The following is a 13,220-nucleotide window of genomic DNA, read 5'->3' as shown; positions in this document are numbered from 1 at the left end:
AAGGGGAGAGGCGGATCCAGGAGCCGACACGGTGGAGACGGCGCAGCCGTCCCACCCTATTTTTCGTTTCAGAGCCACCTCCGCGGCGATGCGGGGCCGGCACCGCATCAGGCGCGAGAAGGCCGATGACGATCCACAGCGATATCCGGGACGGCGATCCCCGCCCCCTCCACCACGCCAAGTCCGCGGCGCCGGAGGTGATGTACGTCCCGCGCTACACGGGCGTGCAGCGCGTGAACCACTGGATCACCGCGATTCTGTTCACGCTGCTGACGCTCTCCGGGCTCGCGATGTTCACGCCCTACCTGTTCTCGCTCACCGGCCTGTTCGGCGGCGGGCAGGCGACCCGGGCGATCCACCCGTGGTTCGGCGTGGCGCTGGCCATCAGCTTCTTCTTCCTGTTCGTGCGCTTCTGGAAGCTCAACATCCCCAACAGGGACGATGTCGAGTGGACCAAGCACATCGGCGACGTGGTCACCAACCGCGACGACCGGCTGCCGGAGCTCGACAAGTACAATGCCGGCCAGAAGGGCGTGTTCTGGGGCCAGACCGCGCTGATCGGCGTGATGTTCGTGACCGGGCTGGTGATCTGGAACACCTATTTCGGGGGGCTCACCTCGATCGAGACCCAGCGCTGGGCGCTGCTCGCCCACTCGCTGGCCGCCGTGATCGCCATCGCGATCATCGTGGTCCACATCTATGCCGGCATCTGGGTGCGCGGCACCGGCCGGGCGATGGTCCGCGGCACGGTCACGGGCGGCTGGGCCTACCGGCATCACCGCAAGTGGTTCCGGCAGATCGCGGGCGGCAAGGCGCGCCACGGCTCGGTGGACAAGCGCGGATCCTGAGTTGTGGCCAATTTCTTCAAGCGGAAACCTGCGGCTCCGGCCGCGGACAAGGCTCCGACGCCCGCCGAGGCGCCCAAACCCCGCCGCCGGGATTTCAGCGAGCTGAAGCCCGATCCGGACAAGATCGGGATCTCCGGCTCGGTCCCGTTCGTGCGCCTGCCGGATCCGACGACGCTGTTCTCTGACCGCGCCACCCGCTTGGCCGAGGCCGCGCCCGGTCATCCGCTGGAGGCCTATCTCCGGTTCGTCGCCGAGGTTGCCCGGGCGCAGAGCGCGATCCAGGCGCAGGACCCGGCTCCCACGCTGCCGGAGGCCGCCGATCTAGCGCTGCGGAGCGAGCACGGCATGCCGCCCCTGTCGCGGCACAGCCTGGAGGCCGATACGGGCTTCGACGGTACCCTCCTGGCGCTGCTCGACGCGCTGGACCTCAACACGGCGCCCGAAGCTTCGGCCGCGGCGCGCGAGTCCCTGCGCGCCGCCTCCCGGGAGGATCGCCTCGACCTCGCCCTGCAGGTCTTCGAAGGGGCGCTGCCGGTGGACCGGATCGCCGAATGCGTGTTCGTCTCGGCGGCGCTGCAGGTGCGCCTCGCCGAGCAGGCCGCGCGCCTCGACACCAAGGCGCTGAAGCCGGTGGCCGACGGCGTCTGCCCGTGCTGCGGCGGCGCGCCGGTGGCGAGCGTCGTGGTCGCCTGGACCCCGGCCGACAAGGCTCGGTACCTGAGCTGCTCGCTCTGCGGCACGTACTGGAACCACGTCCGGATCCGCTGCACAGCCTGCGGCGACGGTGAGAACGTCAGCTATTACGGGCTCGACGAGGTCTCGAAGGACATCCAGGTCGAGACCTGCACGACCTGCCACAGCTACATCAAGCACCTGCACCAGCACCGGGCCCCGACGCTCGACCCGGTGGCGGACGACATCGCCTCCTACGGGCTCGATCTGAAGATCGCCGAGGAAGGGTTTCGGCGCGCCGGGCTGAACCTGCTGTTCGTGATCTGAGCGCCCCTCCCCCGCCGGTCATGCGCCGTCGCGGTGGAGGGCGAACCCGCGCGTGCCCGGGGCCTCCAGCCCCGGCCGGAGCTGCATGCTCGGGATGCGGTAATCGCCGCCGTTCTGCCGCCGGAACGGGATCGGGGGCGCCGCGCGGGCGGCGGTCCTGGCGGGGCATCGCCCCCGCGCACCGCTGGCTGGTCGCGGACTGCCTCGCCGATGGGCGGCTCGAAACGGTCCTGTCGGACTACGCCGTGGCGTCCGTGCCGCTCAGCCTGCTGATCGTGCCGGAGCGGGCCGGGATCACGCGGGTCCGGCTTCTGGCGGATTGCCTCGCCGCGGAGCTCCGCGCGGTCCCGGGGATCGCGCCGGAGCCCGGCGCGACGCCAGCTCAGCGATAGCCGTAGCGGCTCTTGGCGGCGGCGAGCAGGTGCAGGGCCTCTCCGGATTTGCCCGCCGCGCATTCCGCGGCGGCGCGCGCGAGGTCGGCGTCGAAACGCTCGCCCACCGGCGCGTTGAGGTTTCCGGTCGCCACGTCGCTGGCGACGATCGCCCGGGTGCGCGCGACCTCCGGGCCGCAGCCGCTGCCCGTGGGGAGCGCCAGCGGGGCCGGGACGACCGGCGCGGGCTCCGTGACCGCGGGCGTGGCGCGCTGCTGGCAGGCGCCCAGCGCCGCGACGGCGAGGGCGACGAGGCTGAGGCGCATCGAGAGGCGGGACGCGGGCACGGCGATCATCCTGTTGGGGCGCGAGGGGCCGCGCCGCCGAGGTTTTGAGCCGAGCTTGGCAGTGGGTCAATCGCGCCGGCCACATGCCGAAGGGGCGCGGAACGCGGGGCGTAGAACGTCGGAAACGCGCGATTCCGCTGTCGTCGGAAGGTCTTGGTGCGCGCCACCGGCATCCGGCGTCGGCGGCGCGCTCCGAATCGTGACAGGCTTACTTCGCCTTGTCGGCGAGGGCCTTCAGGCCGGAATCGTAGATGCCCTGGATCGCGTCGGTGGCGACGGTGTCGGGCGCGCCCTTCGCGTTGAAGGTCCCGGTCCAAGTCACCTTCGAGCCGGAGCCCGCAGGAGCAACTGAGAGCGTCGACTTGTAGTCCGAGACCGGCAGCGGGCTCTCCAGGATCGTGTAGGTGTAGCTCATCACCTTGTCGTCCCGGGACACCTGCTCCTCCTTGATGGTGCCGCCGCCCTTCAGGCTGAGGGTGCGGACCTTCATGCCGTCCTTGTCGGACAGGGCGCACTTCTCGATCGCCGGGTGCCAGTCGCCGATGCCGCAGAACTCGCCAATGGTCTGCCAGACCTTGGCCGGGGGCGCGGCGATGTCGGCCGAGCGCGTCACCTCCAGGGCGTAGCCCGGCACGGTGGCCGCGGCGAGCGCCAGGGCGGCGATGGGAAGGGACCGGCAGAAAGCGAGGGGCATCTTGGGGGTGTCTCCGTCCGTCTCAGGTCGCGGCAGGGGCCGCGCAGGCTCTAATGGCCGCGCAGGAGCTAGGCCGGCATCCCGCCCTCGGCAATGGGTCGCGTCGTCCGGCCCTGACGTTCGCGGGCGGACGACGAGCGGTTCCGGGATGGGCTACCAGCTGTCCATCGCGTCGGTGTCGGCCGGGTAGCCGTAGACCGTCGTCGGCGCGTAGGCGGGCCGCGCGGCGGGGCGATAATAGGCCGGCAGCGACCGGCGGCCCATCTGGTCGCTGTCCGCCAGCAGATCGTCCGTCTCGTAGGGGCTGCGGTGCCGGGCGACGCGGACCCCGCGCTGCCCGCGCTCCGCGACCGGGGCATCCGCGCCGTCGATCACCACGCGGGTCCGGCCCATACCCTGGCTCTTCACGAGGTTGAACAGCGTCGCGGCGTTGCGAACCGACAGGCGCACGCAGCCGTGCGACGCCGCGCGGCCGAGACTGCGCACGTGGTTCGTGCCGTGGATGGCGTGACCTTGGGTTGTGAAGAACATCGCGAAGGGCATGGGCGCGTCGTCCCACTCCTTCGAGAAATGCGTGCGCTCCATCCGGAACGGGCGGTAGGATCCCGACGGAGTGTCGTAGCTCGCGACGCCGGTGGAGACCGGCCACGAATAGCGCGGCTGCCCGTCGACCGAGACCTCCATGCGCTGCGAGGTCTTGTCGACGTTGACGAGCACGTCCGCGTTGGCGGCGCCGGGCGCCGCGGCCCACAGGAGAACGCCGGACAGGATCGAGATCAGACCGATACGCATGAGCGACTCCGACTGCGAAACCTCGCGGGTTTGCCGACAGGCTAAGCCGTTGGCAACAGCGCGGTTCCGGCGGTTGCAGGCGGTGCGTAGTCACGCTTTGCTGAGCGGGTGCGCGGCGGGTTGTCACCCGCCGCATCGGAGGGGTGCCGCAAGCGCAGGGGCCGCGGCACGCGCCATGCTCCCGACAACCGCCGGTTGACAGCTGCCCGAGCCCGGGCGCTTCCTCCCGGCCGCAGACGGTTCGGAGTTCCCATGGCCCTCGACCCCACCCTCGCCGCCGAGATCGAAGCCTCCGTGGCGGAGGGTTTTGCCGATCAGGTCGCCCACACGCAGGCGCTGGTCCGGTTCGCTTCCCTGCGCGGGGAGGAGCATGCCTGCCAGGATTACGTGTTCGATCAGTTCCGCGCCCGCGGCTACGCCACCGAGCGCTTCGCCATGGACCGGGCCGCCATCGCGGACCATCAGGGCGGCTCGAAGATCGACGACGCGCACCATTCGGACGCGCCGATCGTCGTCTGCCACCATCGGCCGAACACCGAGACCGGGCGCTCGCTGATCCTGCAGGCCCATGTCGACGTGGTGCCGCCGGGCCCCCTCGACCTCTGGACCCATCGGCCCTTCGACCCGGTGATCCAGGGTGACTGGATGTACGGCCGCGGCGCCGGCGACATGAAGGCCGGGCACGCCGCCAACCTGTTCGCCCTCGACGCCCTGGCCCGCCTCGGCCTGCAGCCGGCGGCCTCCGTGACGGTGCAGTCGGTGGTCGAGGAGGAATCCACCGGCAACGGCGCCCTGATGACCCACCTGCGCGGCTACCGCGCCGACGCCGTGCTGATCCCGGAGCCCGAGGACGAGAAGCTCGTGCGCGCCAATACCGGCGTGCTCTGGTTCACCGTCGAGGTCCGGGGCGTCCCGGTCCACGTGCGCGAGATGGGCGCCGGCGCCAACGCCATCGACGCCACCTACCGGGTGATCGGCGCCCTGCGCGCCGTCGAGGACCGCTGGAACGCCGAGAAGGCCGCGCACCCGCATTTCGAGACCGAGGACCACCCGATCAACCTCAACATCGGCAAGATCGAGGGCGGCGACTGGGCCTCCTCGGTGCCGGCCTGGTGCCGGATCCATTGCCGGGTGGCGCTCTACCCGGGCGTCACCGCCGCGCAGGCCGCCGCCGAGATCGAGGCCGCCGTCGCGAGTTTTTCCCGCACCGACCCGTTCCTGGCCAACAGCCCGCCGCGGGTGGTGTTCAACGGCTTCTTCGCCGAGGGCTACGTGCTGGAGGAAGGCTCGGAGGCCGAGGCCGTGCTCGGCCGCGCCCACGAGCGGGCGATCGGCGCACCGCTCCAGAGCTTCATGACCGCGGGCTACCTCGATACCCGGGTCCACGCCCTCTACGATCGGGTGCCGGCCCTCTGCTACGGCCCGACCTCCCAGAACATCCACGGCTTCGGCGAGCGCGTGAGCCTCGCCTCGGTGAAGCGGATCACGACCACCATGGCGCTGTTCGTGGCCGAGTGGTGCGGGACGGAGCGCAAGGCCGGGTGAGCCGCCGTCCTTGCGAGCGGAGCGAAGCAATCCAGGGGCGCTACGCCGGCCAATGTCGCGCCGCCCTGGGTCGCTTCGCTGCGCTCGCGATGACGGCGGTGATCCCCGTCAGGGGATCAGCCGGTCCGCCCGGAGCTGGCCGAACAGGTCGACGAACGCGTCGTCGGTCGGCTGATACGCCGTGAAGCCGAGGCGGCGGCTCTTGCTCATGTCGGTGACGACCTCGATCGGTCGGCCGAGATCGGCATCCGTGTGCCAGGCCGAGGCGAGCTTCTCGAGGTTCGGCTCGGCGAGGCCGTAGCGCTGCGCGATCTCCGCCCAGGCCGGGCCGTCCTGCGCCATCCGCGGCTCCAGGGGTCGGTGCGTGCCGTCGAACGGCACCGCCTCGATCCCGAACCAGGCGGCGATCCGGCCCCACATCCAGCTCCAGCGGAAGACGTCGCCGTTGACGACGTTGAACGCCTCGTTGGCAGCCTTCGGCTCCGTGGAGGCCCAGAGCAGCTGGCGGGCGAGCAGCCGCGCGTCGGTCATGTCGGTGAGCCCGTTCCACTGCGCCGCCGAGCCCGGGAAGATGAAGGGCCGCCCCAGCTCCCGGCACAGGGTGGCGTAGCAGGCGAGCGTCGTGCCCATGTTCATGGCGTTGCCCACCGCCTTGCCGATGATCGTGTGCGGGCGGTGCACGCTCCAGGCGAAGCCGTCGCGGGCGGCGGCCGTGAACACGGCATCCTCCTGGGCGTAGTAGAAATTCTCGATGTCGAGGCGCCCCTGGTCCTCGCGGAACGGCGTCTGCGGGAGCTTGCCTTTGCCGTAGGCCTCGAACGGGCCGAGATAGTGCTTCAGCCCGGTCACCAGGGCGACGTGGCGGACGCTCTTCTTCGGGCGGAGCGCGTCTAAAAGGTTCTCGACCATCGCCCGGTTGACGCGGATCATCTCCGCTTCGGTCGGGCGCCGCTGCCAAGTCGCCAGGAACACGTGGCTCGGCGCGAGGTCGGCCAGCGCCTTCTCCAGCGAGGCCGGATCCTGCAGGTCGCCGGCCACCGGCGCGACGCCGTCCTGCTGCACCGGATGGCGCGCGAGGCCCGCGACCCGCCAGCCCTCCTGGTGGAGCAGCGCCGCGGTGGCGCTACCGACAATCCCGCTGGCGCCGACGATCAGGGCGGTGTTCGACATGGAAACCCTCGTGCCCGGCCCAAATCCGGGTCCGGGGCAGATGGGCACGGGTGATGTCGCCACAACCCCGCTGCGCGGCGGGGGCGCCTGTGCGGCGCGCAAGGGTTGTGTGATCGCGTCACCGTCTCCGTCATCGCGAGCGCAGCGAAGCGACCCAGGGCAGCGGGACGTTTGGAACCGTGGCGCGACCCTGGATTGCTTCGCTCCGCTCGCAAAGACGGGAGGGTTCTCAGGCGACCCGGTCGATCGCCGCGCCCAGGATGTCGGCGATCTCGCCGATCTGGCCGCGCTCGATGATCAGCGGCGGCGACAGCGCGATGATGTCGCCGGTCACCCGGGTGAGCAGGCCGCGCTCGAAACAGTCCACGAACACGTCGTAGGCGCGCTTGCCCACCGCGTCCGGACGCGGCGCCAGTTCGATGCCGGCGACGAGGCCGATGGTGCGGATGTCGATGACGTTCTTGCGCCCGCGCAGGTCGTGGAGCGCTGCCGCCCAGTCGTCGGCGATGTCGGCGACGCGGGTGAGGAGCCCCTCCTCCCGGTAGATGTCCAGCGTCGCGATGCCGGCCGCGCAGGCGATCGGGTGCCCCGAATAGGTGTAGCCGTGGAACAGCTCGATCCCGTCCGGGCCCTGCATCAGCGCGTCGTGAACCGCGCGGCTGGCGAAGACCGCGCCCATCGGCACCGTGCCGTTGGTCAGGCCCTTGGCGCTGGTCACGAGGTCGGGGACCACGCCGAAGAAGTCGGTGGCGAAGGGCGCGCCGAGCCGGCCGAAGCCCGAGATGACCTCGTCGAAGATCAGCAGGATGCCGTGCTTGGTGCAGATCTCGCGCAGGCGCTCCAGGTAGCCCTTCGGCGGGATGAGCACGCCCGTGGAGCCCGCCACCGGCTCGACGATGCAGGCCGCGATGGTCTCGGCCCCGTGGAGCGCCACCAGCCGCTCCAGATCCTCGGCGAGCTCGGCCCCGTGCTCGGGCTGGCCCTTCACGAAGGCGTTGCGGGCCGGATCGTGGGTGTGGCGCAGGTGGTCGGTGCCGTTGAGCTGCGGGAAGACCCGCCGGTTCGACACGATGCCGCCGACCGACAGGCCGCCGAAGCCGACGCCGTGATAGCCGCGCTCGCGGCCGATCAGCCGGGTCCGGGTCCCCTGCCCGATCGCCCGCTGGTAGGCCAGCGCGATCTTGAGGGCGGTGTCGACCGATTCCGAGCCGGAATTGGTGAAGAACACGCGGTCGAGGCGCTTGTCGGGGCCGCCCGGGGCGATCTCGGCCAGCCGCTCGGCGAACTCGAAGGCGATGGGGTGGCCCATCTGGAAGGTCGGGGCGAAGTCGAGCGTCGCGAGCTGGCGCTCCACGGCCGCCGCGATGCCCCGCCGTCCATGGCCGGCGTTGACGCACCAGAGGCCCGCGGAGCCGTCGAGGACCTTGCGGCCGTCATCGGCGGTGTAGTGCATGCCCTCGGCCGAGACGAGCAGGCGCGGCGCCGCCTTGAACTGGCGGTTGGCCGTGAACGGCATCCAGAAGGCGTCCATCGCGGGCGTGTTGCGGAGCGGATGGTCGGTCATGGGGCGGTTCTCCGGGGCACGCGGCGCGGATCGGGCGGCGGGACCAGGGGACACCTTCGCCGATCGGGCAACAAGTCCTTTTCTGGTCGCCGCCAACCCCTTGCAGGATCGGGGCCGCGGGTGGCACCGTTGCGGGATCCGCAACACCTGAAACGGACCTTCAGCCGGATGAGCATCGATGTCGGCGCGCGGCTGCGCTTCGTGCGCGCCCGCCACGGCCTGTCGCAGCGGACGCTCGCCAAGCGCGCCGGGGTGACGAATTCCGCGATCTCGCTGATCGAGGCGAATCGCGTGAACCCGTCGGTGGGCGCCCTGAAGCGGATCCTCGACGGGGTGCCGATCGGCATGGCCGAGTTCTTCGCGCTGGAGCCGGAGCCGGAGCGCAAGGCGTTCTTCGCCGCCGAGGAACTGACCGAGATCGGCCGGAAGGCCGACAAGGGGGCGATCTCGTACCGTCAGGTCGGCGACAGCCTGTTCGGGCGCAAGCTCCAGATCTTGAAGGAGCGCTACGAGCCCGGCGCCGATACCGGCCGGGTGCCGCTCTCCCACGAGGGCGAGGAGGGCGGGATCGTGCTCTCCGGCCGCCTGGAGGTGACGGTGGACGCCGAGCGCCGGATCCTCGGCCCCGGCGACGCCTACAGCTTCGACAGCCGCCGCCCGCACCGGTTCCGCTGCGTCGGACCCAACCCGTGCGAGGTGGTGAGCGCCTGCACGCCGCCGAGCTTCTGACAGGGCGAGCGTCGGACTATCCCATAACCCCCTCAGGATGAGGGGTGGATCGGATGCGCCGGCGCGCGGCAAACGTGGAGCCCCTCGGAAGCCTACACCATGCGGTTCCGCATTCGGGTGAAACACCCCGCCTGTTGCGTCTAGGCGTTGCGGTCGGCAGCCCGACTGGCGCATGCAGGGCGGTGTTTGAATTCATAATGCCGCGCGAGGATTGATGGCCGTCACCACCGCAGCCCCGGCCGCCGGGCCCGGACAGAACCAGTCGGCGCGCGCGGCGCTCGCGGCCTTCGTGGGCACCACGATCGAGTGGTACGACTTCTTCATCTACGGCACCGCGGCGGCCCTGGTGTTCGGGCCGCTCTTCTTCACCGCGGAATCGCCCTACATCGCCACGCTCTCGGCCTTCGGCACCTTCGCGGTCGGCTTCCTGGCCCGGCCGCTCGGCGGCCTGATCTTCGGGCATCTCGGCGACCGATTCGGGCGCAAGCGCGCCCTGGTGGCGACGCTGGTGATGATGGGCATCGCCACCTCGTGCATCGGCCTTCTGCCGACCTACGCCTCCGTCGGCCTGTGGGCGCCGGTGATGCTGGTGGTCCTGCGGCTGATCCAGGGGCTCGCGGTCGGCGGCGAGTGGGGTGGCGCCGTGCTGATGGCCGCCGAGCACGCGCCGGCCGGGCGCAACACCTTCTTCGCCTCCTTCGCGCAGCTCGGCAGCCCGGCCGGGCAGATCCTGTCGCTGCTGGCCTTCCGCCTTGCTGGCCTGCTCGACAAGGAGAGCTTCCTGACCTGGGGCTGGCGGGTGCCGTTCCTGGTGAGCATCCTGCTGCTGTTCGTGGGGCTGGCGATCCGCCTCGGCGTTGCGGAATCGCCGGCCTTCGAGAAGGCCCGGGCCGCTGGCGGACCGCCGCAGGCGCCCGTGCGCGAGGTCCTGACAACCAGCCTGAAGCCGGTGCTGCTGGCGGCGGGCGCCAACACCTTCGCGATCGCCTCGGTTTACCTGTTCAACACCTTCATGATCGCGTTCACTACGCAGTATCTTGGCATCGCGCGCGCAACGATCCTCGACGCCCTGCTGATCGGCGCCGTGGTGCAGCTGGTGATGACGCCGGTGGGCGCCCGGATCGCGGAGCTGATCCGCAACGAGCGGTTGTTCCTGCAGGGGACGCTGGTCTGGGCAATGCTGGCCCCCTACCCGCTGTTCTGGCTGGTCGAGACCAAGTCGGTCACGCTGATCGTGCTAGGCCTCGCCCTTAACGTCATCGGCACCGGGACCTTCTACGCGGTGATCGCCGGCTACCTTGCGGGCGCCTTCCCGACGCGGGTGCGCTACACGGCGATCTCCATCGCCTACCAGTTCTGCGGCGCGCTCGCCGGCGGGCTGACGCCGATCATCGGCACCGTGCTGGCCGAGCGCTTCCAGGGCCATTGGTGGCCGATCGCGGTGTTCGGCTCGGCGCTGGCCGGCGTGTCGTTCCTGTGCGTCACGGCGATCAGCGGCTACCGGGCGCGGCAGCGGGGCTTCCTGGACGGGTGAGCGCAAGCCGATCAAAGGCGCCGGATCCGGGTAACGCCGGATTCAGACCGGCGATCTAGGATCAGCGCCATGGATTCGATCGCCGCAGCCGCCGTGCAGATGCTGGGTTCGTCCCAGAACCAGCAGATCGGCCTCGCCGTCGCCGTGCAGCAGCTCTCGGCCGACAAGGCGGTGGCCGGGCTCGTGGCGGACAGCGCGGCCCAGGCGCCGAGCGCCGGCCCGCCCGCGCCTCCCGGACAGGGGCTGAGCGTCGACCTGCGGGTCTGACGGAAACACCGCCCCCGCTTTCCGGGCCTCGCGCGGCGCTGCTTCGCTTCGCTGCGCTCGCGATGACGGCGGGCTCTTCGGGGCCTGTTGAACGGCCGCCCCTACCCGAAGCCGTAGAGCCGCCGCGGGTTGTCGGCGAACACCATCCGGCGCCTGTCCGCGTCCGGCACCCAGTCGCCCATCAGGTCGAGGAGGTCCCGCGTCCGCGGCGGCCCGTCCCAGGCGGCCACGTGCGGCCAGTCCGAGCCCCAGAGGCAGCGTTCCGGCGCGGCGTCGTTGAGCGCCCGGGCGAAGGGGATCGTGTCCGCGTAGGGCGGGCCGGTCACGGAATCCCGGAAGGCCCCCGAGAGCTTCACCCAGTTGCCGTCGGCGACGAGGCCGAGCAGCGCCTCGAAGCCCGGATGGTCCAGGCCGGCCGAGGTCGGCATGTGGCCCATATGGTCGAAGACCAGCGGCACCGGCAGCCGCGACAGGCGGCCGGCGATCGGCGGCAGCTCTCGGGCATCGAGCAGGAACTGGAGGTGCCAGCCCATCTCGCGGGCGAGCGCCCCGTAGGACTCGACCGCGTCGAGCCCGACCCCGCCGCCGAACAGCACGTTGAGGCGCAGGCCGACCACGCCGGCCTCCTTCAGGGCCGCGAGCTCCGCGTCGGGCAGGCCGAGCGGGATCACCGCGATGCCGCGCAGGCGCTGCCGGTTGGCGCGCAGCGTCTCGACCATCAGCCGGTTGTCGGTGCCGTGCACGCTGACCTGGATCAGCACGCCGTTGGCCATGCCGGTCCCGTCGAGCATCGCGAGATACCGCTCGGCCGGCGCCGCCGGGGGCGTGTAGCTGCGGTCGGCCACCAGCGGGTAGTCCGGCGGCAGGCCGATGACGTGGGCGTGGGTGTCGACGGCGCCGTCCGGCACGGCGTAGCGGGTCGGGCCTTCCGGATGCGGGTCCGGGGCGGGGCAGTCTCGGATCTCGGGCATGATCAGGAATCCGCGTGGAGGACCTTGCCGCGCGTCTCGGGCAGCGCGAAGGCCGCCAGGAAGAAGATCCCGTAGGCGACGGCCGCGAAGATCGCGATGGCGGAGGCGAGGCCGGCGCGCTCCGCAAGGTAGCCGACCAGCGCCGGGAACAGCGCGCCGATGCCGCGGCCGAAATTGTAGCAGAACCCCTGCCCCGAGCCGCGCAGGCGGGTCGGATACAGTTCGGTCAGGAACGCGCCCATGCCCGAGAAGTAGCCGGAGGCGAAGAAGCCGAGCGGGAAGCCCAGCACCCACAGCACCCCGTTCGAGAGCGGGATCTGCGTGTAGGCAACGATCACCGCGATGGCGCCCAGCGAGAAGATCAGGAACAGCGGCCGCCGGCCGAGCCGGTCGGCGAGCCAGGCGCCCACGAGGTAGCCGGTGAACGAGCCGACGATCAGGGCCGCGAGGTAGCCGGTGGAGGACACGATCGACAGGTGGCGCTCGGTGGTCAGGAAGCGCGGCACCCAGGTGGTGATCGCGTAATAGCCGCCCTGGCAGCCCGCCGCCGCCAGGGAGGCGAGCAGCGTCGTCCTGAGGATCGGGCCGGAGAAGATCTCCCAGATCTGCGGCCGGTCGCCCGTGGCGGCGGCCCGGGCGCGGGATTCGGCGGCGACCTCCGGCTCCTTCACGTAGCGGCGCAGGTAGAAGACCAGCAGCGCCGGCAGCGCGCCCACCGCGAACATCCAGCGCCACGCGGTCTCGGGCGGCAGGATCGAGAACAGCACCGCCTGCGACAGGACTGCGAGACCCCAGCCGATCGCCCAGCCGGACTGGACGGAGCCGACGGCGCGGCCGCGATACTCGGCGCGGATCGTCTCGCCGATCAGCACGGCGCCGGCCGCCCACTCGCCGCCGAAGCCGAGGCCCAGGATCGCCCGGGCGACGAGAAGCTGCTCGAAGTTCTGCACGAAGGCGCAGAGCAGCGAGAACAGGGAGAACCAGAGGATCGTGATCTGCAGGGTGAGCACCCGGCCGATCCGGTCGGCGATGAAGCCCGCGAGCCAGCCACCGAGCGCCGAGGCCAGCAGCGTCACCGTGGCGGCGAGCCCGGCCGTGCCGGAATCGACGTGCCACAGGGCCATGATCGTCCCGATTACCAGCGGGTAGATCATGAAGTCCATGCCGTCGAGGCACCATCCGGCGGCGCACGCCCAGAAGGTGTGCCGCTCCGGCGGCGTCATCGATCGGTAGAAGGCGGTGAGGCTGGCGTCGCGGATCTCGACCGCGTCCACGCCGGTGCTCCCCTGCCCGGTTGCTGTGCTCATCACCGCCTCCCGCCGTCCGATACCAGTATCAGCGTCCTAGGCTGAGCTGTCCAACGTCGGAGAGGTCCACGCAAGGAAAAGG

General features: G+C 71.1%; 14 protein-coding genes and 1 pseudogene. 7 read left to right on the top strand and 8 right to left on the bottom strand.

Translation table 11 applies throughout. From position 1 onward, the window contains the following. Positions 1–125: 125 nt before the first annotated feature. Positions 126–848 carry a formate dehydrogenase subunit gamma gene (locus M6G65_RS05885; protein WP_238197186.1) on the top strand — a complete coding sequence of 241 codons (723 nt, stop codon included), beginning with the start codon at positions 126–128 and terminating at the stop codon, positions 846–848. 3 nt (positions 849–851) lie between these two features. Continuing rightward, positions 852–1,847 (top strand): formate dehydrogenase accessory protein FdhE, encoded by a 996-nt coding sequence (gene fdhE, locus M6G65_RS05880; protein WP_238197187.1) that lies wholly within the window; start codon positions 852–854, stop codon positions 1,845–1,847. An 18-nt stretch (positions 1,848–1,865) separates the two neighbouring features. Here the strand turns inward: fdhE and M6G65_RS05875 are convergent. Next, positions 1,866–2,051, bottom strand: a pseudogene (locus tag M6G65_RS05875) (NAD(P)H-dependent oxidoreductase); the annotation flags it as partial. Between the two features lie 41 nt (positions 2,052–2,092). Here M6G65_RS05875 and M6G65_RS33890 point away from each other — a divergent pair. Next, entirely contained in the window at positions 2,093–2,239 is a 147-nt protein-coding gene (locus M6G65_RS33890; protein WP_373323797.1) for a hypothetical protein, read from the top strand. Here M6G65_RS33890 and M6G65_RS05865 read toward each other — a convergent pair. The 3 genes from M6G65_RS05865 to M6G65_RS05855 all read right to left on the bottom strand — a co-directional run bounded on the left by M6G65_RS05865 (position 2,230) and on the right by M6G65_RS05855 (position 4,051). Next, entirely contained in the window at positions 2,230–2,574 is a 345-nt protein-coding gene (locus M6G65_RS05865; protein WP_238197188.1) for a hypothetical protein, read from the bottom strand. The two genes, M6G65_RS33890 and M6G65_RS05865, sit on opposite strands and share 10 nt — an antisense overlap. Positions 2,575–2,773: 199 nt before the next feature. Continuing rightward, positions 2,774–3,259 carry an SRPBCC family protein gene (locus M6G65_RS05860; RefSeq protein WP_192710030.1) on the bottom strand — a complete coding sequence of 162 codons (486 nt, stop codon included), beginning with the start codon at positions 3,257–3,259 and terminating at the stop codon, positions 2,774–2,776. A gap of 153 nt (positions 3,260–3,412) precedes the next feature. After that, positions 3,413–4,051, bottom strand: a complete 639-nt coding sequence (locus tag M6G65_RS05855) for a L,D-transpeptidase (RefSeq protein ID WP_238197189.1) — start codon at positions 4,049–4,051, stop codon at positions 3,413–3,415. A 252-nt stretch (positions 4,052–4,303) separates the two neighbouring features. On the opposite strand from M6G65_RS05855, the gene M6G65_RS05850 reads away from it, so the two are divergent. Next, a complete protein-coding gene (locus tag M6G65_RS05850) occupies positions 4,304–5,596 on the top strand; it encodes an ArgE/DapE family deacylase (RefSeq protein WP_250103690.1) in 1,293 nt (430 codons plus the stop codon). A gap of 108 nt (positions 5,597–5,704) precedes the next feature. Here the strand turns inward: M6G65_RS05850 and M6G65_RS05845 are convergent, their stop codons facing one another. Together M6G65_RS05845 and aptA are read right to left on the bottom strand one after the other, a co-directional pair. Continuing rightward, the gene (locus M6G65_RS05845; RefSeq protein ID WP_238197191.1) at positions 5,705–6,766 is read right to left on the bottom strand and encodes an SDR family oxidoreductase; all 1,062 of its coding nucleotides are present in this window, start codon (positions 6,764–6,766) and stop codon (positions 5,705–5,707) included. A 229-nt stretch (positions 6,767–6,995) separates the two neighbouring features. Continuing rightward, positions 6,996–8,330, bottom strand: a complete 1,335-nt coding sequence (aptA, locus tag M6G65_RS05840; RefSeq protein WP_250103689.1) for an omega-aminotransferase AptA — start codon at positions 8,328–8,330, stop codon at positions 6,996–6,998. 168 nt (positions 8,331–8,498) lie between these two features. Between aptA and M6G65_RS05835 the strand changes: the two genes are divergently transcribed. The 3 genes from M6G65_RS05835 (at position 8,499) to M6G65_RS05825 (ending at position 10,860) form a co-directional block, all read left to right on the top strand. Next, positions 8,499–9,059 (top strand): cupin domain-containing protein, encoded by a 561-nt coding sequence (locus M6G65_RS05835; protein WP_238197193.1) that lies wholly within the window; start codon positions 8,499–8,501, stop codon positions 9,057–9,059. A 214-nt stretch (positions 9,060–9,273) separates the two neighbouring features. Beyond that, a complete protein-coding gene (locus M6G65_RS05830; protein WP_238197194.1) occupies positions 9,274–10,593 on the top strand; it encodes an MFS transporter in 1,320 nt (439 codons plus the stop codon). 69 nt (positions 10,594–10,662) lie between these two features. Next, entirely contained in the window at positions 10,663–10,860 is a 198-nt protein-coding gene (locus M6G65_RS05825) for a hypothetical protein (RefSeq protein WP_250103688.1), read from the top strand. A 101-nt stretch (positions 10,861–10,961) separates the two neighbouring features. Here the strand turns inward: M6G65_RS05825 and M6G65_RS05820 are convergent, their stop codons facing one another. Together M6G65_RS05820 and M6G65_RS05815 are read right to left on the bottom strand one after the other, a co-directional pair. Continuing rightward, positions 10,962–11,831, bottom strand: coding sequence for an amidohydrolase family protein (locus M6G65_RS05820; protein ID WP_250103687.1), 870 nt, complete (start codon positions 11,829–11,831; stop codon positions 10,962–10,964). A 2-nt stretch (positions 11,832–11,833) separates the two neighbouring features. After that, the gene (locus tag M6G65_RS05815; protein WP_238197197.1) at positions 11,834–13,138 is read right to left on the bottom strand and encodes an MFS transporter; all 1,305 of its coding nucleotides are present in this window, start codon (positions 13,136–13,138) and stop codon (positions 11,834–11,836) included. Positions 13,139–13,220 lie beyond the last annotated feature (82 nt).

It is taken from the genome of Methylobacterium tardum, assembly GCF_023546765.1.
Classification (GTDB): Bacteria; Pseudomonadota; Alphaproteobacteria; order Rhizobiales; family Beijerinckiaceae; genus Methylobacterium; species Methylobacterium tardum.
Note: the sequence above shows the minus strand (reverse complement) of the source record. Positions and strands in the feature narration are given on the sequence as shown.